This is a genomic window from Pseudomonas sp. MWU347 (genome assembly GCF_017947305.1).
Taxonomy (GTDB): domain Bacteria; phylum Pseudomonadota; class Gammaproteobacteria; order Pseudomonadales; family Pseudomonadaceae; genus Aquipseudomonas; species Aquipseudomonas putida_A.
On sequence record NZ_JAFGZB010000003.1, the window covers coordinates 1 to 22,085 of the forward strand.

The 22,085-nt window shown below is 61.9% G+C and carries 17 protein-coding genes and 1 pseudogene; 6 read left to right on the forward strand and 12 right to left on the reverse strand.

Going from position 1 to position 22,085, the window contains the following annotated elements; all coding sequences use genetic code 11:
* A pseudogene (locus KCG87_RS06515) lies at positions 1-1,456 on the forward strand (hypothetical protein); the annotation flags it as partial.
* Between the two features lie 88 nt (positions 1,457-1,544).
* On the opposite strand, the gene KCG87_RS06520 reads toward KCG87_RS06515, so the two are convergent.
* The 7 genes from KCG87_RS06520 to KCG87_RS06550 form a co-directional block, all read right to left on the reverse strand.
* Positions 1,545-3,182, reverse strand: a complete 1,638-nt coding sequence (locus KCG87_RS06520) for a BatD family protein (protein ID WP_210557415.1) — start codon at positions 3,180-3,182, stop codon at positions 1,545-1,547.
* On the reverse strand, positions 3,179-4,915 hold the full coding sequence (locus KCG87_RS06525) for a tetratricopeptide repeat protein (protein WP_210557414.1): 1,737 nt from the start codon (positions 4,913-4,915) through the stop codon (positions 3,179-3,181). The genes KCG87_RS06520 and KCG87_RS06525 overlap by 4 nt, the downstream gene beginning before the upstream one ends.
* Positions 4,912-5,991 (reverse strand): VWA domain-containing protein, encoded by a 1,080-nt coding sequence (locus KCG87_RS06530; RefSeq protein WP_098964263.1) that lies wholly within the window; start codon positions 5,989-5,991, stop codon positions 4,912-4,914. The genes KCG87_RS06525 and KCG87_RS06530 overlap by 4 nt, the downstream gene beginning before the upstream one ends.
* A complete protein-coding gene (locus KCG87_RS06535) occupies positions 5,984-6,481 on the reverse strand; it encodes a DUF4381 domain-containing protein (protein ID WP_027613095.1) in 498 nt (165 codons plus the stop codon). Before KCG87_RS06535 ends, KCG87_RS06530 begins: the two co-directional genes overlap by 8 nt.
* Positions 6,478-7,422 carry a DUF58 domain-containing protein gene (locus KCG87_RS06540; protein ID WP_027613096.1) on the reverse strand — a complete coding sequence of 315 codons (945 nt, stop codon included), beginning with the start codon at positions 7,420-7,422 and terminating at the stop codon, positions 6,478-6,480. Before KCG87_RS06540 ends, KCG87_RS06535 begins: the two co-directional genes overlap by 4 nt.
* Before the next feature lie 5 nt (positions 7,423-7,427).
* Positions 7,428-8,387: a MoxR family ATPase gene (locus tag KCG87_RS06545; protein WP_003218556.1), complete on the reverse strand. Its 960-nt coding sequence runs from the start codon at positions 8,385-8,387 to the stop codon at positions 7,428-7,430.
* Positions 8,388-8,655: 268 nt separating this feature from the next.
* Complete coding sequence (locus KCG87_RS06550) at positions 8,656-9,009, reverse strand: hypothetical protein (protein WP_098964262.1); 354 nt, start codon at positions 9,007-9,009, stop codon at positions 8,656-8,658.
* A 505-nt stretch (positions 9,010-9,514) separates the two neighbouring features.
* Here KCG87_RS06550 and KCG87_RS06555 point away from each other — a divergent pair.
* Positions 9,515-14,410 carry an NAD-glutamate dehydrogenase gene (locus tag KCG87_RS06555; RefSeq protein ID WP_095136367.1) on the forward strand — a complete coding sequence of 1,632 codons (4,896 nt, stop codon included), beginning with the start codon at positions 9,515-9,517 and terminating at the stop codon, positions 14,408-14,410.
* A gap of 165 nt (positions 14,411-14,575) precedes the next feature.
* Here the strand turns inward: KCG87_RS06555 and KCG87_RS06560 are convergent, their stop codons facing one another.
* From KCG87_RS06560 to KCG87_RS06575, 4 genes are all read right to left on the reverse strand, one after another.
* A complete protein-coding gene (locus tag KCG87_RS06560) occupies positions 14,576-15,289 on the reverse strand; it encodes an ATPase (RefSeq protein ID WP_098964257.1) in 714 nt (237 codons plus the stop codon).
* Positions 15,290-15,530: 241 nt separating this feature from the next.
* The gene (locus KCG87_RS06565) at positions 15,531-15,932 is read right to left on the reverse strand and encodes a cupin domain-containing protein (RefSeq protein WP_210557413.1); all 402 of its coding nucleotides are present in this window, start codon (positions 15,930-15,932) and stop codon (positions 15,531-15,533) included.
* 197 nt (positions 15,933-16,129) lie between these two features.
* A complete protein-coding gene (locus KCG87_RS06570; RefSeq protein WP_003225668.1) occupies positions 16,130-16,423 on the reverse strand; it encodes a putative quinol monooxygenase in 294 nt (97 codons plus the stop codon).
* 123 nt (positions 16,424-16,546) lie between these two features.
* The gene (locus KCG87_RS06575; protein ID WP_210557411.1) at positions 16,547-17,980 is read right to left on the reverse strand and encodes a PLP-dependent aminotransferase family protein; all 1,434 of its coding nucleotides are present in this window, start codon (positions 17,978-17,980) and stop codon (positions 16,547-16,549) included.
* A 313-nt stretch (positions 17,981-18,293) separates the two neighbouring features.
* Here KCG87_RS06575 and KCG87_RS06580 point away from each other — a divergent pair, with 313 nt between their 5' ends.
* Complete coding sequence (locus KCG87_RS06580) at positions 18,294-18,734, forward strand: carboxymuconolactone decarboxylase family protein (RefSeq protein ID WP_139053756.1); 441 nt, start codon at positions 18,294-18,296, stop codon at positions 18,732-18,734.
* Between the two features lie 218 nt (positions 18,735-18,952).
* Here KCG87_RS06580 and KCG87_RS06585 read toward each other — a convergent pair whose 3' ends face one another.
* The gene (locus KCG87_RS06585; RefSeq protein ID WP_210557409.1) at positions 18,953-19,297 is read right to left on the reverse strand and encodes a hypothetical protein; all 345 of its coding nucleotides are present in this window, start codon (positions 19,295-19,297) and stop codon (positions 18,953-18,955) included.
* Between the two features lie 207 nt (positions 19,298-19,504).
* Here KCG87_RS06585 and KCG87_RS06590 point away from each other — a divergent pair, with 207 nt between their 5' ends.
* Genes KCG87_RS06590 through KCG87_RS06600 form a run of 3 tightly spaced genes read left to right on the forward strand, consistent with a single transcriptional unit; the run spans position 19,505 to position 21,688 of the window.
* On the forward strand, positions 19,505-20,170 hold the full coding sequence (locus KCG87_RS06590) for a secretin and TonB N-terminal domain-containing protein (RefSeq protein WP_348983735.1): 666 nt from the start codon (positions 19,505-19,507) through the stop codon (positions 20,168-20,170).
* Positions 20,167-20,718, forward strand: coding sequence for an RNA polymerase sigma factor (locus tag KCG87_RS06595; RefSeq protein ID WP_027613107.1), 552 nt, complete (start codon positions 20,167-20,169; stop codon positions 20,716-20,718). The genes KCG87_RS06590 and KCG87_RS06595 overlap by 4 nt, the downstream gene beginning before the upstream one ends.
* A 31-nt stretch (positions 20,719-20,749) precedes the next feature.
* Positions 20,750-21,688, forward strand: a complete 939-nt coding sequence (locus KCG87_RS06600) for a FecR domain-containing protein (protein ID WP_210557405.1) — start codon at positions 20,750-20,752, stop codon at positions 21,686-21,688.
* The last annotated feature ends 397 nt before the right edge of the window (positions 21,689-22,085 follow it).

The following is a 22,085-nucleotide window of genomic DNA, read 5'->3' on the forward strand; positions in this document are numbered from 1 at the left end:
ATCGCTGGGGACAGGACGCTTGCTGGTGATGGGCGCGCGCTCGCGGGGTAATTACCAGATGTATGGCGGCGGGACTGCGTGGTTGACCGCGCTGGATGCAACCACCCGGCAGCCGGTCAAGGCCTGGTGGCGTTATAACGGCGAGGAGGGCGAGGTTAGTGGTGCGACGTTCCGTGACACCCGTCCGGACCGGCTGCTGCATGTGCGGATCAGCGATGATCAGGTGACGATCAATCCGCAGAACCTGTGCGGGAACGGGAATTTTATATCCGGCGAGGGAGCAAACAACGCGGCCTTTGCGGCACGGACTGAGCGTGGAGCCCTGGTGGCATGGGGTAAGCCTGCCCGTGGTGGGGATCTGGGGGATTCGTTACCGGACATATCCGATGCCATATCGTTGAGTGCCTGCGGCTATGCCTTTGCGGCACGACAGGCCACTGGTGGGGTAGTGGCTTGGGGGCTGAGTGGAAACGGAGGAGAGGTGTCGGAACCTATCAGTCTTTTACGGGATATCGTAGCGGTAAGCGGCAACGGTTATGCGTTTGTCGCGCTACGTCGTGATGGGAGTCTGGTGGCGTGGGGAAGCCCTACTTGGGGTGCAGCTCTTCCAGAGCCGGTAGCTGCCCTGAGGGATGTCGTCAGAGTGATTGGCAACCTCTACGCCTTTGCTGCGCTTCGGGCTAATGGTTCGGTGGTGGCTTGGGGGCACCAAACCTATGGAGGTAATGTGCCTGCGGCCATCGCGGCATTGATTGACGTTGTTGATGTAGTCGCTACCGGCTACGCCTTTGCAGCCCTGCGTGCCAATGGTGCTGTAGTTGCATGGGGAGACTACGGTTACGGGGGATCCGTGCCTGGCAAGATCAAACTGCTTACGGACATTGTGGAACTGAGCGGGGCCGAAGCAGCCTTTGCCGCACGACGCAGCAATGGCAGTGTTGTTGCTTGGGGGTACCCTTCAGCTGGCGCAAGCGTTCCTGCGCCGATCGCCTTATTGACAGATATCCGCACGGTAACGGGTAACAAAGGATCATTCGTCGCACTGCTCAGCAGCGGGCGTGTAGTGGGATGGGGAAACCTGGCTATTCCGGCGCCGGTTGCAGCATTGACTGACATCGTCCAGGTGGTATGCGCAGGAGTTGCTTTTGCCGCGCTGCGGGCCAACGGCACCGTTGTAGCCTGGGGGACTGCTGATCGAGGTGGTGAAATCCCGGAGGCCATTGCGGCCCGACTGATCAACGTCCGCGCCATTTATGGCAACACCCATGCCTTCGCTGCGCTGACCTCCAGCGGTGAAGTCGTGACCTGGGGGCGTGGCCCGGCCGGCGGTAACAGCGATGGTGTCGCCGACCAGCTCAACGGCAAAATCTTCTACGAAGCCACAGCGCTGTCCCGTGGTCTGGGAATGCGTGAGACGCGACTGCTTGAAGCGGCAGAAAGTGAACAAACGTCATAACACCTTCAACGCATGAAAGATCGCAGCCTGCGGCAGCTCCTACACGTGATCCCTGTAGGAGCTACTGCAGGCTGCGATCTTTTGCCTTTCACTTCGGATAAAGCGGCGGCAACCCGCTGTCACCCACCGGATCCTGCACCCGCTCCGCCGCCGGAATGGTACGGATCGCCCTCCACAAATCCTCGCCCTGCCAATGCTGCCCGGTCTCGCTGTACAGCGCGCCATTGAGCCCGTCGAGGGCATCCGACAATGGCACAAACCGCGCCGCCATGTCCGCCAGTGTCTCCGGCTGCTGCCGCGCCCATGCATCCAGCGCTTGGCGCGTCGCTTGCGGATCATTCGCCTGGCACGCCCGCTTGATGTCGTCCATCAAGGTGCGCGGGCTTGGGCCGGTTTGGGCGGCGCGATGCACCGCCGGTTGCCAGCGCGCACGCCACCACAGGCCGAAGCCGAGCAGGGTGGTGCAGGCGAGGACAAGGGTGCTGAGTTTCCACCACCACAGCACATCGTTATCGACGGTGCCCGGTTGCAGGTTGCCGGCCGGGGTGTCGACCTGCAGGCTCGGGTTGTTGGCCACTTGCAGGGTGCGCGCCGGCAGGCTGGTGTGTTCCAGATGATCTTCGAAGGTGTTCCACCAGATTACGTCGACGGTCGGCAGTTCGATGCTGCCGCTACGGCTGGGCACCAGCGCTTCGCGTTCTTCACGGCTGCCGATCAGGCCGCGCTCGCCGCTCTGGTTGCTCAGCACCGGTTGATCCGGGTAACGGCGCAGGCCGTTGGCCTCTGTGGCGGGCAGGGCCGGTAGCTGCGAACTGGCCAGGCCTTCGGCCTTCAACGTCAGGCTGCGGGTCAGGGAGTCGCCCACCTGAAGATGATCCGGCTCAGGGTTCCAGCTTTCGCTCAGGCTCAGGCTGCGTGCCGGCAGCCACGGCGCATCGGCCGGGTAAGTCAGCGGTTTTGGTTTGACCGTCAGCGGAATCTCTGAGGAGCTGACGTGCAGCAGCTTGCCCGGTTTCGGGCCTTGCGCGGTCGCGTCCTGAGCCGGCTGAGTGTCGACCAGTGTGGCGCTGAAAGTCTGCGGGGCGATGGTCAGCAAGCCGCTGTGCTGCGGGTAGATCGCATAGCGCATCTCGATCACGCCATGGCGCACGCCGTTGATGTCTTTCTCGTAAGTGCGCGTGTCGCCCAACTGCTCGATACGCGCGTCGGCAATCTGCAACGGGGTCAGGCTGCTGTCGTCGTACAGCGACACCGAGTGATAGATGCGCAGGGTCAGGATCGCTTGCGCCTGCACATACACGCTGGACTGGTCGAGGCTGGCCTCGATGAACACCGGATCCGGATTGTTTTTCTCTTCGCGGCTGTCGCTCTCGATTACTTGCACGGTGATCGGCTGGCTCTGCACCTCACCCAGTTGCAACGGCGGAATGACCACACTGCCGTTCTCTTTCGGCAGCAGGGTGATGATCCAGCGCGTGGTGGCGCGATTGTCGCCATTGAGGGTGTTCAACTGGTTGACCTGACGTGTGCCGCGCACCTCGAACAGCGGTTCCAGCGGCGTCAGGTCGGGTTTGCCGAACTGCGTGACATCATCCGTTTCGAGGGTGAGTTCGACCGTCTCGCCGGAGTTCAGGCGACTGCGATCCACGCTGGCCGTCAGCTCGGCCGCCTGTGCGTTGGCCATGCAGAGCAGCAGGGGCAGCAAGAGAGCGGTGAAACGGGTCATCGAGTTTTTTCCTGATCCTGATGTTGTTGCTGTTCGTACCAGAATTTGCGTCGCAGCAGTTCGCCCGGGTCGTCCGGAATCTTGCCCAGCCATTGTTCCAGTGCCTGACGCTGCTCGCCTTCGAGGTTGTCCTCGCTCGGGCGCAGCGTCGGTACGGTGTCGGTTTCTTCCGCTTCATCGCTGCCCGGCACTTCGTTGGGGCCCGGCTGCGGCGGGGTGGTCGGTGGCGGTTCGCTGGCCGACTCGCCGGGCTGGGCCTCGCTCGGGGTGTCACTTTTCACCGCGGGTGGCGGCGCGGTCGCTGGCGGTGGTTCATCGCCGGGCACATTTGGCTGCGCCGGTTGTGGCTGTGGTTCGACCGGTGGCGGGGTGTTCTTCTGCTTGAGCAGGTTTTCCACCAAGGCCTTGTTGGTCAGTGCCGGGCGCAAATCCGGTTGCAGTTCCAGCGCTTGCTCATAGGCATCGATGGCCGCTTCCAGCTCACCACTTTTCGCCAGCGCATTACCGCGATTGTAGTGGGCGCGGGCATCGCTGCCCTCGGCAAAACGCTGAGCGGCGCCACTGTAATCGCCGGCCTCGTACAGCGCCACCCCTTGCCACTGATGATCTTCGAAGTGTTCGGCAGCCTCGGCCGGGCGTTTCTGCTTGAGCAAGTGCAGGCCCTGTTGGTCGGGGCGCAGCCACAGGTCTTCGAAGTCAAAAGCGTAGCTCGGCTGCGGCAGGCACAGCAGCAAGGGCAGGCAAAACAACCAGCCACGTCGTCCGGCGCAGGCAGCCAGCAGCAATAGCGGCAACAACAGCCAGTAACCCTGATCGGCCCAGGTGTCGAGGCGCACGGTCTGGCCATCGTCGCGCAGGCTGCGCGGGCCATCGAGCAGGCCGAGGGCGCGCAAATCGGACTCGTCCAGTCGCGCGTTGTGGTACTCGCCGCCGACACTGGCGAGGAATGCGCCAAGGCCCGGGCTGTCGAGTTGCGGCACGCGGATCGCGCCTTGTTCGTCCTTGAGGAAACTGCCGTCCTCCTGAGCGATTGGCGCGCCTTCAGCGGTGCCGATGCCGAGCATCAGCAGTTGCGCCGATTGCTGGCCGAGGGCGTGGCGAATGCCTTGGCGTTCTTCTTCGGTCAGCGAGGAGCCGATCAGCAGAATCCGTCCCTGACCGAGGGCGCCTTGCTTGAGCAAGGCCAATGCTTTGCTCACGCCGAGATCAGCGCGATGGCCGCTTTCCGGCATCAGCGAGGGCTTGAGGGCGTCGAGCAGATTGTGGCTGGTCGCCAGGTCATCCGACAGCGGCACCAGCGTGTGCGCGCTGCCGGCGTAGACGACGATCGCGGTCTGCGCATCGCTGCGTGCCTGCAACAGGTCGAACAGCTTGCGCCGGGCCTGTTCCAGTCGCGTTGGCGGCGAGTCGGTGGCGAGCATTTCCGGGGTCAGCTCCAGAACGACGACCAGCGGGTCGGCAGGTTTCTGGCTGGTCTGTTCGACGCGCTCCCAACTGGGCCCGAGCAGGGCGACGATGGTCAGCAGCCACGCCACGCCAAGGGCGACCCACGGCAGCTTGCTGGCGCGGCCATTGCCACCGCTGAGCAGCGTCGCGTGGAACGCCGGCGGCAGAATCATTTGCCAGCGTCCGGCGCGTTTCTGCCGGTGCCAGAGTTGCCAGATCAGCCAGCCCAGCAGCGGCAGGAGCAGCAGCCACCAGGGGCGGAACCAGTGCGGCCAGAGCGCGATCATCGGCGCCTCCGCAGACGCAGGCGCTTGAGACGCTCGCGCCAGTCAGGCAACGGACTTTGCAGATAAAGCTCCTTGGTAAACAGGCGTTGCAGCGGGTTGTCCGGCCACAATTCGCGGGCGACCAGCAACAGGCTCAGCAGCAGGGCCAACGCCAGTGGCCACTGATACAAGGCTTGCGCCGGGCGCGCCTGGGTCGGTTGCTGGGTCACCGGTTCGAGCTGATCGAGGGTGTCGCGGATCGCTTGCAGCTCTTTGCCGTCGCGGGCGCGGAAGTACTGGCCGCCGGTAGCGTTGGCGATGGCCTTGAGGGCCGGCTCGTCGAGGTCCAGGCTCGGATTGACCCCGAGCAGGCCGGTGCTGCCACTGTCTTGCGGGTCGGCACCGATGCCGATCGGGTAGATTTTCACCCCTTCGCTGGCGGCCAGTTTCGCCGCCGTCAACGGATCGATTTCGCCGCCGTTGTTGGCGCCGTCGGTGACCAGAATCAATACCCGGCTTTGTGCCGGACGCATGCGCAGGCGCTTCAGCGCCAGACCGATCGCATCGCCGATGGCGGTGTTCTTGCCGGCGATGCCGATGCGCGCTTCATCGAGCCAGACGCGCACGGTGTGCCGGTCAAACGTCAGCGGTGCCTGCAGATAGGCCTGACTGCCGAACAGGATCAGACCGACGCGGTCGCCATCACGGCTTTCAAGGAAATCGCCGAGCAGATGCTGAACCAGCGACAAGCGACTGACGTCTTCGTCCTGCCACTGCATGTCGGGGAAATCCATCGAGCCGGACACGTCCACCGCCACCAGCAGATCGCGGCCGCTGGCGGCAATCGGCAACGGTTCGCCGAGCCATTGCGGACGCGCCGCGGCGCTCAGCAGCAACAGCCACAGCAGCAGGAACGGTGCTTGCTGGCGCCACGCCGGCAGGTTGGCGCGGGCCCGGCGCCGTGCCAGACCTTCGAGGTCGGAGAGGAAACTCACGCGCAGCGCCGGCTCGCCGCTGTCGGCCACCGGCAGCACCAGACGCATCAGCCACGGCAGCGGCAGCAGCACGAAGATCCACGGCCAGGCGAATTCAAACATGCTTGCGAATCCAGGTGTCGACGGCTTGGGTCAGGCCGGCGATGGCTTTGTCGTCGAGTTTGCATTCGGGTTTATAGGCGCCTTCGACCAGCACCATCCAGCGCGTCAGGCCGGCGGCCGGGCAACGGTTGTCGAGAAACGCCAGCCATTTGCGGCCGTTGAGCGTGTGACTCTGGCTGTAGGGGTAGTGGTTGCGGCACAGGCGTTTGAGCAGACCGTTGAGCTGCTGCAGCCAGGCACCGGCGGGTGCGCCGTCGTAGGGTTTGGGCATCTGCGCCAGTTCGGCCAGTGCGGCGATGCGCACGGGGTCGAGCGGTTGTTCGGCGCGCACGATCGGGCGTTTCTTGATCGGAATGAACCGGCGCAAACGCCACACGGCGAAGCCCAGCAGCGGCAGCAATAACAGCAGCAGCCACCAGCCCGGCGCTGGCGGCCAGAAGTCGATCGGCGGCGGCGAAATCAGCGGTTGCAGTTGTTCGAGGCCGTTCATCGACTGCTCCCCGGGCGCTGCGGATTGAGGAACTCGCGCATCTGCTCGACCATTTCGCTTTGCGTGCTCAATGGCATCAGCAGCACCCGCAGTTTTTGCGCGAGCAATTCCCAACGGGCGATGCGTGCTTCGGCCTGAGCGCGATAGGTCTGGCGCAGCTCGAAGTTGAGGGTGTCGAGTTCCAGTTGTGCGCCTCTTTCCGCGAATCTCAGCAGCCCGGCGGCAGGCAGGGCGTGATCCAGTGGATCGGACAGCGGCAACAGCAACAGATCGCAATGACGCGATAGCAGGCTCAGTTGCTGCTCGGCGCTGTCGGACAGCGCGCGCTCGTCGCAGATCACGATCACCAGGCTGCCCGGACGCAACACCTCACGCGCCCGGCGCAGCGCCACGCCGAGGGCGTCGCGGTCCGGCTCGCGTTCGCTGTGCAGCGACTGATTGACTTTCACCAGGCGGTTGAGCAATTGCAGCAGGCTCTGCTTGCTGCGGCGCGGTTTGATTTCGTAATGCTCGTTGTCGCCGAACACCAGTCCGCCAACCCGATCATTGTGCCCCAGCGCCGCCCAGCCGATCAGCGCCGCCGCTTGCGCTGCAAGCACCGACTTGAACATCAGCCCGGAGCCGAAAAACAGCCGGGTGCTTTGCTCGACCATGATGAAAATCGGTCGCTCGCGTTCTTCATGAAACAGCTTGGTGTGTGGCTCCTGGGTACGCGCGGTCACGCGCCAGTCGATGGTGCGCACGTCGTCGCCGGCCTGATAGACCCGCACCTGATCGAAGTCGACCCCGCGACCACGGAATTTCGAGTGATGCAGACCGATCAGCGGACTGCGCTGACTGGGTGTGGAAAACAGCTGCACTTCGCGCACACGGTGGCGCATCTCGATCAGATCGGTGAGGCTGATGCGGATGCCCGGTTCGGACGGCAGGGGGGCGTTCATGGGGGTCAAGCGACGGCTACGACGTCGAGAATCCGCTGCACCACCCGATCCTGATCGATGCCGGCGGCTTCGGCTTCAAACGACAGAATGATGCGATGCCGCAACACGTCGAACAGCACCGCCTGAATGTCTTCCGGGCTGACGAAGTCGCGACCGGCCAGCCAGGCGTGGGCCCGGGCGCAGCGGTCGAGGGCGATCGAGCCACGTGGACTGGCGCCATAGGCGATCCACTCGGCCATTTCCGGGTCGAACTTGGCCGGGGTGCGCGTGGCCATGACCAGTTGCACCAGGTATTCCTCCACGGCGTCGGCCATGTACAGACCGAGGATTTCCTTGCGCGCAGCAAAGATCGCCTGCTGGCTGACCCGGCGTTCCGGTTTGGTTTCGCCATTCAGCGCTTCGCCACGGGCCTGCTGCAGGATCCGGCGTTCGACGGCGGCGTCCGGGAAACCGATTTTCACGTGCATCAGGAAGCGGTCGAGTTGGGCTTCGGGCAACGGGTAGGTGCCTTCCTGCTCGATCGGGTTCTGCGTGGCCATCACCAGAAACAGCGGCGACAGCTCGTAAGTGCTGCGCCCGACACTGACCTGACGCTCGGCCATGGCTTCGAGCAGCGCCGATTGCACCTTGGCCGGGGCCCGGTTGATTTCGTCCGCCAGCACCAGGTTGTGGAAGATCGGCCCTTGCTGGAACACAAAACTGCCGGTTTCCGGGCGATAGATCTCGGTGCCGGTGATGTCGGCCGGCAGCAGGTCAGGGGTGAACTGAATGCGATGGAACTGGGCTTCGATGCCCTCGGCGAGTTCTTTGATCGCTTTGGTCTTGGCCAGACCCGGAGCGCCCTCGACCAGCATGTGGCCGTCGGCGAGCAGGGCGATGAGCAAACGCTCGATGAGTTTTTCCTGGCCGAGAATCTGCGTTGAAAGAAAGGTTCGCAGCGCCAGCAGCGCTTCACGATGTTCCATCGGTGACTGTTCCTGGAAAGGGTGGCCGCAGGCGTTCGGATAACGCCGGGGCTGGGGGCGTTACTTTAATCCATCGAGGGGGGTGGCGACTAACGGCATTTTGCGCAAAGTGCGGGAAATGACTGGGGGATTTGTTGGAATTTTGTAGCCGGGAAGTGATTGGTTGACTGTTCCGGCCCTATCGCGAGCAGGCTCACTCCTACATAGGGGCGTCGTACACCGTACTGTAGGAGTGAGCCTGCTCGCGATGAGGCCCTTCAAGACGCCATCAAATCTGGCTAATGAAAGTGCCAGTCCCATCCAGAATATTCTTCAGGGTTTCTTCAACTTCAGCCAGATCAACCATGTCCGGATTGAAGGTAATTTCCAGCACATCATCGCCATTCAGCGCATCGGCATCCGCCGCCGCGATTTCAATCTTCAGCAGAGTCTTGGACAGGGTGACTTTCACGCCGTCCAGCGTCGAAGGCTCGCCATCCAGGGTGATCTCCAGCTCGTCCTCGTCCGGATAGCGGCTCATCAGAAACATGTCGCCCTTGTCGCTATGGCAGCAGAGCATGGCCATGTTGTCTTCTTCGTCGTCGCACGGGTTGACGATCAGTAGGGCGGTGGTCATTTGCATGGGGGAATTCCTGCCTCGGCGGGCGTGTTGGTCGCAATTGGGCGCGATTCTGCCAGCCCTCGGGAATTTCTGCATGTGAGAGTGTCAGAGGATGTGTCGTGAACGCGACACAGGTCAATGGTCACTTCCGGCACAGATGTACCGTAAATACGGGCATTCAAGCCGCCGTTTTCCGCCATGAATGCTAGTGTTTACCGTTGCCAAAGCCTTGGTTTACGTGCCAATGACCGAATATGTCGCAGCACCGCAAGCAGACACATTGTCGCACCCATTAAGCTGCGCAACGGATGAGCACCCGTAAAGGCATTGTCGGCGGCCTCGACAGTCGTTTTTGCAGATGCCCATTCAATGGAAGGTGAATGTGACCTGAGTGTCTCGTCCAGCTTCACCCACCTGTCCCCCTGTTTCCTCTGCCCGAGAATCAGGAACAGGGCGACACAAGCCCCGAAAGGGGTGTTGCACGCGACGCTTTCCATCAATAACAAGCTTAAGCGGAGTACCACAGATGGCGTTCTTCACCGCAGCCAGCAAAGCCGACTTCCAGCACCAACTGCAAGCGGCACTGGCGCAGCACATCAGTGAACAGGCACTGCCACAAGTGGCGCTGTTCGCTGAACAATTCTTCGGCATCATTTCCCTGGACGAGCTGACTCAACGTCGCCTCTCCGACCTCGCTGGCTGTACTCTTTCCGCGTGGCGCCTGCTTGAGCGCTTCGATCACGCGCAACCGCAAGTGCGCGTCTACAACCCTGATTACGAGCGTCATGGCTGGCAGTCGACCCACACCGCGGTCGAAGTCCTGCACCACGACCTGCCATTTCTGGTCGACTCGGTCCGCACCGAGCTGAACCGTCGCGGCTACAGCATCCACACCCTGCAGACCACCGTGCTCAGCGTACGTCGTGGCAGCAAGGGCGAGCTGCTGGAAATCCTGCCCAAGGGCAGCACCGGCGAAGGCGTGCTGCACGAGTCGCTGATGTACCTGGAAATCGACCGCTGCGCCAACGCGGCTGAACTGAATGTGCTGAGCAAAGAACTGGAGCAGGTGCTCGGTGAAGTGCGCGTCGCGGTCGCTGATTTCGAGCCGATGAAGGCCAAGGTGCAGGAGATCCTCACCAAGCTCGATCACAGCGCATTCGCCGTCGATGCCGACGAAAAGACCGAAATCAAGAGCTTCCTGGAATGGCTGGTGGGCAACCACTTCACCTTCCTCGGCTACGAAGAGTTCACCGTTGTCGATCAGGCCGATGGCGGCCACATCGAATACGACCAGAATTCCTTCCTCGGTCTGACCAAACTGCTGCGTACCGGCCTGACCAACGAAGACCGGCACATCGAAGACTACGCGGTGAACTACCTGCGCGAACCGACCCTGTTGTCGTTCGCCAAGGCTGCGCACCCGAGCCGCGTGCACCGTCCGGCCTACCCGGATTACGTGTCGATCCGTGAAATCGACGCCGACGGCAACGTCATCAAGGAACACCGCTTCATGGGCCTGTACACCTCCTCGGTGTATGGCGAGAGCGTGCGGGTCATTCCGTTCATCCGTCGCAAGGTCGAAGAAATCGAACGCCGCTCCGGCTTCCAGTCCAAGGCTCACCTGGGCAAGGAACTGGCGCAGGTACTCGAAGTGCTGCCGCGTGATGACCTGTTCCAGACCCCGGTCGACGAGCTGTTCAGCACCGTGATGTCGATCGTGCAGATCCAGGAACGCAACAAGATCCGCGTGTTCCTGCGCAAAGACCCATACGGTCGCTTCTGCTACTGCCTGGCCTACGTGCCGCGCGACATCTATTCCACCGAAGTTCGCCAGAAAATCCAGCAGGTGCTGATGGAGCGTCTGAAGGCCACCGACTGCGAGTTCTGGACCTTCTTCTCCGAGTCCGTGCTGGCTCGCGTGCAGTTGATCCTGCGCGTCGATCCGAAGAACCGCATCGACATCGACCCGCTGCTGCTGGAAAAAGAAGTGGTACAGGCCTGCCGCAGCTGGCAGGACGACTACGCCGCACTGACCGTCGAAAGCTTCGGCGAAGCCCACGGCACCAACGTGCTGGCGGATTTCCCGAAAGGCTTCCCGGCCGGTTACCGCGAGCGTTTCGCGGCGCATTCGGCCGTGGTCGACATGCAGCACCTGCTGAGCCTGAACGAAAAAAATCCGCTGGTGATGAGCTTCTATCAGCCGCTGGGCCAGGTGTCCGGTCAGCGCGAGCTGCATTGCAAGCTGTACCACGCCGACACCCCGCTGGCGCTGTCCGACGTCTTGCCGATTCTGGAAAACCTCGGCCTGCGCGTGCTGGGTGAGTTCCCGTACCGTCTGCGTCACACCAATGGCCGCGAGTTCTGGATCCACGACTTCGCGTTCACCGCGGCGGAAGGTCTGGAGCTGGACATCCAGCAACTCAACGACACCCTGCAGGACGCGTTCGTCCACATCGTCCGTGGCGATGCCGAGAACGATGCGTTCAACCGTCTGGTGCTGACCGCCGGTCTGCCATGGCGCGACGTGGCGCTGCTGCGTGCCTACGCCCGTTACCTGAAGCAGATTCGTCTGGGCTTCGACCTGGGTTACATCGCCAGCACCCTGAACAACCACACCGACATCGCTCGCGAGCTGACCCGGTTGTTCAAGACCCGTTTCTACCTGGCGCGCAAGCTGGGCAGCGACGATCTGGAAGACAAGCAACAGCGTCTGGAACAAGCGATTCTGACCGCACTGGACGACGTTCAGGTGCTCAACGAAGACCGCATCCTGCGTCGTTACCTGGACCTGATCAAAGCCACCCTGCGCACCAACTTCTATCAGACCGATGCCAACGGCCAGAACAAGTCGTACTTCAGCTTCAAGTTCAACCCGCACGCGATCCCTGAGCTGCCGAAGCCGGTACCGAAGTTCGAAATCTTCGTTTACTCGCCACGCGTCGAAGGCGTGCACCTGCGCTTCGGCAACGTTGCGCGCGGTGGTCTGCGCTGGTCCGACCGTGAAGAAGACTTCCGTACCGAAGTCCTCGGCCTGGTAAAAGCCCAGCAAGTGAAGAACTCGGTCATCGTGCCGGTGGGGGCGAAGGGCGGCTTCCTGCCGCGTCGCCTGCCACTGGGCGGCAGCCGTGACGAGATCGCGGCCGAAGGCATCGCCTGCTACCGCATCTTCATCTCCGGTCTGCTGGACATCACCGACAACCTGAAAGACGGCGCGCTGGTACCGCCCGCCAACGTCGTGCGGCATGACGACGATGACCCGTACCTGGTGGTGGCCGCGGACAAGGGCACTGCGACCTTCTCCGACATCGCCAACGGCATCGCCATCGACTACGGCTTCTGGCTGGGTGACGCGTTCGCTTCCGGTGGTTCCGCCGGTTACGACCACAAGAAAATGGGCATCACCGCCAAGGGCGCGTGGGTCGGCGTACAGCGCCACTTCCGCGAGCGCGGCATCAATGTCCAGGAAGACAGCATCACTGTGGTCGGCGTGGGTGACATGGCCGGTGACGTATTCGGTAACGGCCTGTTGATGTCCGACAAGCTGCAACTGGTCGCGGCCTTCAACCACATGCACATCTTCATCGACCCGAACCCGAACCCGGCCACCAGCTTCGTCGAGCGTCAGCGCATGTTCGACCTGCCGCGTTCGGCCTGGACCGACTACGACACCAGCATCATGTCCGAAGGCGGCGGCATCTTCTCGCGCAGCGCGAAGAGCATCGCCATCTCGCCGCAGATGAAAGAACGCTTCGACATCAAGGCCGACAAGCTGACCCCGACCGAACTGCTGAACGCCTTGCTCAAGGCGCCGGTGGATCTGCTGTGGAACGGCGGTATCGGTACATACGTCAAGGCCAGCACCGAAAGCCATGCCGACGTTGGCGACAAGGCCAACGACGCACTGCGCGTGAACGGCAACGAGCTGCGCTGCAAAGTGGTGGGCGAGGGCGGTAACCTCGGCATGACCCAACTGGGTCGCGTGGAATTCGGTCTGAATGGCGGCGGCTCCAACACCGACTTCATCGACAACGCCGGTGGCGTGGACTGCTCCGACCACGAAGTGAACATCAAGATCCTGCTGAACGAAGTGGTTCAGGCCGGCGACATGACCGACAAGCAACGCAACCAGTTGCTGGCGAGCATGACCGACGAAGTCGGTGGTCTGGTGCTGGGTAACAACTACAAGCAGACCCAGGCTCTGTCCCTGGCGGCGCGTCGTGCCTACGAGCGCATTGCCGAGTACAAGCGTCTGATGAGCGATCTGGAAGGCCGTGGCAAGCTGGACCGTGCCATCGAGTTCCTGCCGACCGAAGAGCAGATCAACGAGCGCGTTGCGGCAGGCCATGGTCTGACCCGTCCCGAGCTGTCGGTGCTGATCTCGTACAGCAAGATCGACCTCAAGGAACAGCTGCTGAACTCGCTGGTGCCGGACGACGACTACCTGACCCGCGACATGGAAACGGCGTTCCCGCCGACCCTGGTCAGCAAGTTCTCCGAAGCCATGCGTCGTCACCGTCTGAAGCGCGAGATCGTCAGCACCCAGATCGCCAACGATCTGGTCAACCACATGGGCATCACCTTCGTTCAGCGACTCAAAGAGTCGACCGGCATGAGTCCGGCGAACGTGGCTGGCGCTTACGTGATCGTGCGTGACATCTTCCACCTCCCGCACTGGTTCCGTCAGATCGAAGCGCTGGACTATCAGGTCAGCGCTGACGTGCAACTGGAGCTGATGGACGAGCTGATGCGTCTGGGCCGCCGTGCTACCCGCTGGTTCCTGCGCGCCCGTCGCAACGAGCAGAACGCTGCCCGTGACGTCGCGCACTTCGGTCCGCACCTCAAGGAACTGGGTCTGAAGCTCGACGAACTGCTGAGCGGCGAAATCCGTGAAAACTGGCAGGCGCGTTATCAGGCTTACGTCGCGGCCGGTGTTCCGGAGTTGCTGGCGCGTATGGTGGCGGGTACCTCGCACCTGTACACCCTGCTGCCGATCATCGAAGCGTCCGACGTCACTGGCCAGGATCCGGCCGAAGTGGCCAAGGCCTACTTCGCCGTGGGCAGTGCGCTGGACATCACCTGGTACCTGCAACAGATCAGCGCGCTGCCGGTTGAAAACAACTGGCAGGCCCTGGCCCGTGAAGCGTTCCGTGACGATGTGGACTGGCAGCAACGTGCGATCACCATCTCTGTCCTGCAACAGGGCGACGGCACTCAGGACGTGGAAGCACGCCTGGCGCTGTGGATGGCACAGCACGAAAGCATGATCGAGCGCTGGCGCGCCATGCTGGTGGAAATCCGTGCGGCGAGCGGCACTGACTACGCCATGTATGCAGTAGCCAACCGTGAACTGCTTGACCTCGCGTTGAGCGGTCAGGCGGTGGTGCCTGCGGCTGCTGCGAATGCCGAGCTTGAACTGGCCTGAGTAGTGGTTGAATGAAGAAGCCCCGGTGTCGTGAGATGCCGGGGCTTTTTTGTGTCTGTGGGTTTTGTTTTGCCTGGTCTGGCCCCTTCGCGAGCAGGCTCACTCCTACAAGGGAAACGCATTCCAACTGTAGGAGTGAGCCTGCTCGCGATGGCGCCCTTTATATCAATACAACTTATGTGCTTGTTTACTATCGAGCATCGACACTTTATCTGTCGGTCTGGTCAATAAATTACTCAGCGACTGATCAAACTTCTGCAGCGCCCGAACTTGCACATCCTGCTGTTGATTAATATCAGCGACGATCTCTTCCGAACGTTTGAAGTCCGCCCAAACCGGTGTCAGTTCTTTGGCCTCCGAACCTTTCGCCGTGCCGATGTAATTCAACTTCGCATCATAAAAATCCGCACTGACATCAGCCTTGATGTCGGAGCTGCGCGAAGTGATCAACTGGCTGTGGGCGTCGACGATCGCCACCACATCGGGATGCGCCGCGCGCAGGCTCTGCATGTCCGGGTACACCGTGACCGAGCCGAACTGACGTTGCAGCGAGGCCTTGACCCAGTCCACCGCCATGTCCGGTTTCGAGGTGTTGACGTAGGCGTCGTGGATCGGCTGCACCAGCAGGCTCTGGCCGAAACCGGTGCCGGCGTTGGCCTGATAGTCACGCAGGTATTCGCGGTTGGTCTGGGTGCTCGGGCTGTAGACCACGCCCAGTGACACGCCGGGACCGCTTTGCACCTGGGCGGCGCTGCTGCGGCCGACCGGTTGGGTGAACAGGGTATCGAGGGACGACACCGCTTTCGGCGCGGTGGGTACTGAACAGGCGGACAAGGCTAAAACCGATATCGCCAAGGTACTGGCAAAAGCAAGTTTCATGATGAGTCTCCCGTGAAGCAACTTCAGTCGGAAAGTCAGCGTTGTCGCGGCTGTGGGTGACGGGCGCACGACAGTTGATTCAGACTAAACCCGCCAACCTGTAAATAAGCTGACAATTTTTCGAGTTGTGGCGATGCATTAGTTTTATTGGCTTTAAAGCAAAGCGGTTAATTGCCTGGGGAAATAAAAAGGCGCAAAACAGTGTTTTGCGCCTTTTTATTTATGGCTGTGCCAACAACCATCAGTTTTTCAAGGGGATCAGTACTTGCTCGTCCGGGGCCAATACCATGAACACCAGCAACTTCGCCGGTTTGCTGTTGCTGGCGTTTTTCGACACCAGGTGTTCGGAGCCGGCCGGTTCGTACCAGAACTGGCCTTTCTTGTAGGTGATCGCCTGTTCGCCCTTGACCTGGGAAATCACTTCGCCTTCGAGCACGTAGGCCATGGCGGTGCCGTCGTGTTTGTGGGCGATCGAGGACTGGCCGGGTTTGTAGTCGACTTCGATCATCATGGCTTTCTTGCCGGGGGCGTTTTTCAGCATCTGGTCTTGCAGGACGGTGACTTTCTCGGATGGGTCGTGAGCCAGGGCGGCGGCAGACACGGACAGGGCGAGAGCGGCGGTGAAGAGGTGCAGGGCTTTCATGTTCGATCACCAGTTGGGGAGGGGTGGTGACCACAGTAGTCTGCGGGGTGGGGTATTCAAACGGCCAATATTCGGGAAGATCGGGTGACCAATCAGTCGTTCGGCGGTGCAGCTGAATACGTCTTCGCGAGCAAGCTCGCTCCCACAGTTGAACGCATTCCAAATGTGGGAGCGAGCTTGCTCGCGAAGGCGTCCGGTCAGACGATGGGGAAGCTGTTGAAATCCACACTATTGGCCAGACGGCTATCAATCAGGTCAATAAACCCCTGCGCCTCGGGCCGGTTGAAGTGCGCCTGCATCGCCGCTTCCGACTGCCAGCGCGCACTCACGGTCCAGCGTTGGCTGTCCTCGGGGCAGCGGTCGACCATGTAGGCGTCGCAGCCCGGTGTCTGGCGCAAAGTGTCGACGATCTTCTGCAACTGCCGGCCGAGCTCTTCAGAACGGCCGGCGGCGGCGCGCACCTGGACGGTGTTGATCACTTCGTTGGACATTGCTCACACTCCTGAATCAGGCCGGACGAATCCTGCTCATTGAGGGATAACGCCTGTGCAGAATAGGCCTGCACCCCGTGATCACCAATAACCAATCGGCGGTTAATCGCCCAGACCAATCATTCACGCCACTTGTTGCAGAATGTCGCGCAGGCGATCCAGAGCGGTGTCGATGTCGAGGGTTTCAATGGCACCGAAGCCGAAGTACAGGCCGCTTTTCACCGGTTGCCGGTAATGGAATCCGTCGATGGAATACAGCCCGACCTCGACTTTTTTCGCCAGTTCGATCACCAGCGCCAGGTCGATCGGCACCTTGCACAGCACCGCCATGTGGAAGCCGGCACTGGGCGGTATCGCTTCCAGCCACGGCGCCAGATCCGTGGCCATGCGCGCCAGAATTCGCTCGCGGCGCTGGGCGTAAATCCCGTGGCAACGGCGGATGTGCTTGAGCAGGCAACCTTCGGCGATAAACTTGGCCAACGCCCATTGCGGCAGGGTCGAGGCGTGCAGGTCGGTGAGCTGTTTGGCGCGGATCACCGCTTCGAGAATCGCCGGCGGCAGGATCGCGTAACCCAGACGCAGCTCCGGCAGCAAGGTCTTGGAGAAGGTGCCGACGTAGGCCACGATGCCGCGCTGATCAAGGCTGAACAGTGAGTCCGTCGGCCGCCCTTCGTAGCGGAATTCGCTGTCGTAGTCGTCCTCGATGATGATCGCGCCTAGCTCATAAGCGCGGGCGAGCAAGGCCTCGCGGCGCGCCTGGCTCATCGGCATACCCAGCGGAAACTGGTGCGACGGCGTGACATAAATCATCCGCGTGCCCTCGGGAATCTGTTCGACCACAATCCCTTCGGCATCCACCGGGATTCCGACCACTTCGGCGCCGTGGGTGCCGAACAGCAACCGCGCGGGCGGATACCCCGGATCTTCCATCGCCACCCGACTGCCGGGGCTGATCAGCACGCGAGTGATCAGGTCCAGCGCCTGCTGCGCGCCGTTGCACACCACGATGTCTTCGTCCTGGCAGTTGATCCCGCGCGAAAACGCGATGTGCCGGGCAATCGCATTACGCAGCGCCGGCAGGCCTTCGGGCACGCTGTAGAAGCCTTTGGAGCCGGCCATCTGGCGCATCGCGTGCGACACGCATCGGCGCCAGTCGTCATGCGGGAATTGGCCCTTGCTGGTGGCGCCGCCGATGAAGTCATAGCGCAACGAACCTTCCAGCGACGGGTGGCGCAAGAACACCGGCAGATTGCGCCAACGCTCGATCACCTCGGCGCTGGCCAGTTCGGTGTGGCTCTGCTTGCGCTGAATCTGCGCCGGGCGGGCGTTGACGTAGGTGCCTTTGCCGATCACCCCGGTGAGGAAATTTTCGTAAGTCAGCTGCGCGTAGGTGTCGGAAATGGTCTTGCGCGAGATCCCCAGTTGCTCGGCCAGCAGACGGCTGGGCGGCAACTGCGTGCCGGCGGCCAGGCGCCCGGACTCGATGGCGCCGCGCAGCTGGTTGTATAGCTGGCCGGCGAGGTCCTTGCGGCCATTGATCACGACGTGAAGTTCCATACCGACGCGGCTCCGGGAGGCGATTGAAGTGTCGGCCAGATTAACTCTGTTGGGGGATTGGCAGTAGTTGCGCAGCACAAAAACCCGAAATTGGTCACCGTCCCCACTTGTAGGAGTGAGCCTGCTCGCGATGAGGTCGGCACCTCCAACATGGCGGTGACTGAATGACCGCTATCGCGAGCAGGCTCACTCCTACAAGGTTGTGTGTTTGGCCGGGGGACAGTGGTGTAGCGATATTCCGTGGAATTGGGGCTGTAACGCCGACAGCGCTGCGATTACCGTGAACTCATCACTCCGCTTCCCGAGAGCTGCCATGTCCCCGCGTCTGGACTACTACAACGCATCGCCCAAGGCGATGAAAGCGATGATCGCCATGGAGGCGCTGACCAGCGACCTGAGCATCGAGGCGCCGCTGTTGCAACTGATCAGGATCCGCGCTTCGCAGCTCAACGGCTGCGCGTTCTGCACCGACATGCACTCGGTGGACGCGCGGCGGGCCGGGGAGAGTGATCGGCGTTTGTATGCGATCGCGGTGTGGCGCGACAGCGGCTTTTTCAATCCGCGTGAACGCGCCGCCCTGGGCTGGGCTGAGGCCGTGACGTTGTTGGCCGAGAGTCATGTGCCGGATGATGTTTACCAGATGGCCAAAGCGCAATTCAGTGAGGCTGAACTGGTGGATTTGACCATGGCCGTCACTACCATCAACAGCTGGAATCGCCTGGCCGTAAGCTTCCGCCAAACCCCAAGCGACTGACGTGCATACCCTGTGATTGAGGTGTTCCTTGTGGTGAGGGGATTCATCCCCGATGGCCTGCGTAGCAGGCCTATAACAATCCGCCGCGGGTCCTTCAGATAAACCGAGTCAGCGGGATTGACGACTGCTGCGCAGCCGATCGGGGATAAATCCCCTCGCCACAGGTGTGTTTCCCCTTCCTTTAGGTGTGTGAGTTTCTTAGCCTCAGGTGTTTTGACTCATTTATTGGTTAATGGGGAGGTTCCGTTATTGGCGGGTGGGCGTTGTGGTTTGACTGAGGTGCCGAAGGTGTTGCCCATGCGTGTTCCAGTTGCGGCCGGGGTTGCGAGGCCAACCTGATTTGGTGGCCGTTTGTTCACGGGAACGTTCATTGCTTCCTGATTCTTCTGCGCAGCGGCAGCGCCCTCGGGATTGTTGCCCATCTGCTGGCTCAGGCAGTCGTAATTCGGCGCCTTGTAACCGCCTACCGTCACCTCCACGCAGCCCAGCGGCTGCTCGGCCTGGGCGCTGGCGATGGCGCTCAGCAGCAGCCCGCCGAGGGCGAATTTCCACAGTGATTTCATGCAAGCCTCCTGGCCGGCCCGAAGCGGCCGTTCTCTGAATGCAGTCTAGTGCAAGCCTTGTGCGAATCCCGTGATGGTTTTTTTGCACCGCCCGTCACACCAGATTCATAAACAGCCATCAGGATGACGGTTTTCAGGGGTACGTCAGCCGTGCAGCGAGGCAGTTCCAGGGACGGTCTTCAGCGTTCAGCGACTCTTGTGCACCGGGTGAGTCTGGGGCTGCTGCTTGGCTGGTTGAGCAGTGCTGCGACAGCCGAACCCGCGCCCGCCGACTTGCGCATGACACTGCACATCCCGGCGCAAGACCTGGCCCGGGCGCTGGATCAGTACAGCCATGCCACCGGTGTGGCGGTGCTGGTCGACAGTCAGTTGAGTCGTGGCCGGCGCTCGTTGGCGGTCGATGGCGAATACACCGCTGCCGATGCGCTGCGCCGTTTGCTCGGCGGCAGTGGCCTGATGGCGCGCTATGCCCGCGACGATGCGTTCACTCTACAAGTGGCGCAGGTCGAGGACGTGCCGTCGGCCCTGGACAAAACCACCCCGGCCAGTGCCGCCGTCAGTCGCAGCTACGCCACCGCCGTGCAAGCGGCGATCGAGCGCAACCTGTGCCGTTCGCCGCTGACCCGTCCGGGCAGTTATCGCGCGGTGTTGCAGGTCTGGGTCGGGCGCGACGGCGTGGTGCAGCACAACCGGTTGGTCACTTCGACCGGCGATGTACGGCGCGATACCGCGCTGGTGGAGAGCTTTCGCAATCTCAGGATCGACCGGCCGACGCCCAGCGCGTTGCGTCAGCCGGTCACGTTGCTGTTGTTACCGGAGTCGTCAGGGAAACGCATGGAATGCACCAAATGGGAAGGAGTTTCCGGGGGATGAAAGACACCGGACAAGGTTCGATGGTCCAGCTGTTCCTGACGTCCTACGAGGACTTTCGGGTGCGCTTGCGCAGGCGTCTCGGCTCGGAGGATCTGGCCAACGACGTGCTGCACGAAACCTACCTGCGGGTCGACCGCATGGAAACACCGCCGAACCTGCTACGGCCCAACGCCTACCTCTATCGCATGGCCCTGAACATCGCTGCCGACCGCCGTCAGGCCGATGCGCGCCTGCTCACCGGCGAGGAAGTCGAAGAGCTGCTGCAGATCGGCGACGAGGCGCTGGACCCGGCGCGGGTGGTGGGTGGGCAGAAGGAAATCCAGTCGCTGCTCAGCGCCCTCTACGAACTGCCAGCGCGGCGTCGCCGAATCTTCATCGCGGCGCGTCTGGAAGAGGCGCCGCACCTGGAAATTTCCCAGCGCTTCGGCATCTCCACACGCATGGTCGAGAAGGAAATCAAAGCTGCATTGGGCTTCTGCGCGGCGAAACTGGAAAGAAAAGTGTTTCAGCGGTTCGGTCGCGGGGCCGGAAAACCGTCTTCTGAATAGTGCCCGATCAATTCGTTGAGAATCTGCGCGTTTGAACATCTTTCGACTGACACCTGCCAAGCCATCGGCGGCCGACAATCTGCACAGTGAAGCCCACGACTGGTTGGTCCTGCTGACCTCCGGCCGCGCCACCGTGGCCGACGCCCGGGCGTTGCGCCAGTGGTGCGAGCAGAGCGCCGAACATGCCCGCGCTTTCGAAGAGGCCAAGGTGTTGTGGCACAACCTGCAGCCTGCCGCTGAAATGCTGCAATCGCCTCGGCGTTTTGGCCGGCGCGCGTTTCTCGGTGGTGCTATCGCGGCATCGGCGGCGTTTTTGCTGGTGCGCGGGACGATCCCCGGTGGCTTTGAAGGGCTCGGCGCCGATTACATCACTGAAGTCGGCCAGCAGAAGCGCTTCGAACCGGCCGACGGCGTGCGCCTGGAACTCAACACCCAGACCCGTATCAACCAGCGCTCCGGCGATGATGGTGTGCAGGGTTTCGAACTGGTCAGCGGCGAAGTCGAAGTGCAAACCGCGCGGCTGCCATTGGCGATGCAGGCCGGAGGAGGGTGGTTGCGGGCGAGTCAGGCGCGGTTCAACTTGCGTAACACCGATCAGCAAGTGTGCGTGACTTGCCTTGATGGTTCGGTGGACGTCAATGTCGATGGCCGCAGCCTGCGCTTGCAGCCGGGTGAACAACTGACCTACGACGCGCAGCAAGTGGGCGCAGTGCAAAGCGTCGACACCGCCGCAGTGATGAACTGGCGCCAACAAGTGCTGGTATTCAACGGCGCGACCCTCAGCCAGATGATCGACGAGATCAACCGCTACCGCCCAGGCATGTTGCTGCTGCTCAACCGCGAACTCGGCCAGCGCCGCGTCCAGGCCCGCTTCAGCCTCGACCAACTCGCCGGCGTCGCCCTGCTGATCCGCGACGCCTACGGCGTCAAATGCACCGAACTCCCCGGCGGAGTAGTCGTCCTCAGCTAACCCAACCCCACCACCACCTGTGGGAGCGAGCTTGCTCGCGAAGGCGGCCTTCCAGCCAACTCATCTCTCTCAGACTGCATACCATCCACTTGTAGGAGTGAGCCCGCTCGCGATGACGGCCCGACAGCCGACCAATATCTACCGGCTTGTGGCAGCTGACCTACCAGCGATGACAGCTCACAAGCCAACCATTCCCCAATTGACCAAACCCAATCCAATTGTGGGTGCTGGCCTCTACCAGCGATGACAGCTCGCAAACCAACCATTCCCCAACTGACCAAACCCAATCCAATTGTGGGAGCGGGCTTGCTCGCGAAGGCGCCCGTTCAACCACATCATCATCAACTGACCCACCGCCTTCGCGAGCAAGCCCGCTCCCACAGAGTTTTTCAGTGAT

Coding starts and splice junctions, on each gene's coding strand:
- KCG87_RS06565 (WP_210557413.1), bottom strand. CDS start 15,932: ATGAAAGCCCTGCACCTCTTCACCGCCGCTCTCGCCCTGTCCGTGTCT.
- KCG87_RS06530 (WP_098964263.1), bottom strand. CDS start 5,991: ATGTTTGAATTCGCCTGGCCGTGGATCTTCGTGCTGCTGCCGCTGCCG.
- KCG87_RS06570 (WP_003225668.1), bottom strand. CDS start 16,423: ATGTCCAACGAAGTGATCAACACCGTCCAGGTGCGCGCCGCCGCCGGC.
- KCG87_RS06525 (WP_210557414.1), bottom strand. CDS start 4,915: ATGATCGCGCTCTGGCCGCACTGGTTCCGCCCCTGGTGGCTGCTGCTC.
- KCG87_RS06540 (WP_027613096.1), bottom strand. CDS start 7,422: ATGAACGCCCCCCTGCCGTCCGAACCGGGCATCCGCATCAGCCTCACC.
- KCG87_RS06520 (WP_210557415.1), bottom strand. CDS start 3,182: ATGACCCGTTTCACCGCTCTCTTGCTGCCCCTGCTGCTCTGCATGGCC.
- KCG87_RS06555 (WP_095136367.1), top strand. CDS start 9,515: ATGGCGTTCTTCACCGCAGCCAGCAAAGCCGACTTCCAGCACCAACTG.
- KCG87_RS06550 (WP_098964262.1), bottom strand. CDS start 9,009: ATGCAAATGACCACCGCCCTACTGATCGTCAACCCGTGCGACGACGAA.
- KCG87_RS06580 (WP_139053756.1), top strand. CDS start 18,294: ATGTCCCCGCGTCTGGACTACTACAACGCATCGCCCAAGGCGATGAAA.
- KCG87_RS06560 (WP_098964257.1), bottom strand. CDS start 15,289: ATGAAACTTGCTTTTGCCAGTACCTTGGCGATATCGGTTTTAGCCTTG.
- KCG87_RS06575 (WP_210557411.1), bottom strand. CDS start 17,980: ATGGAACTTCACGTCGTGATCAATGGCCGCAAGGACCTCGCCGGCCAG.
- KCG87_RS06585 (WP_210557409.1), bottom strand. CDS start 19,297: ATGAAATCACTGTGGAAATTCGCCCTCGGCGGGCTGCTGCTGAGCGCC.
- KCG87_RS06545 (WP_003218556.1), bottom strand. CDS start 8,387: ATGGAACATCGTGAAGCGCTGCTGGCGCTGCGAACCTTTCTTTCAACG.
- KCG87_RS06535 (WP_027613095.1), bottom strand. CDS start 6,481: ATGAACGGCCTCGAACAACTGCAACCGCTGATTTCGCCGCCGCCGATC.
- KCG87_RS06595 (WP_027613107.1), top strand. CDS start 20,167: ATGAAAGACACCGGACAAGGTTCGATGGTCCAGCTGTTCCTGACGTCC.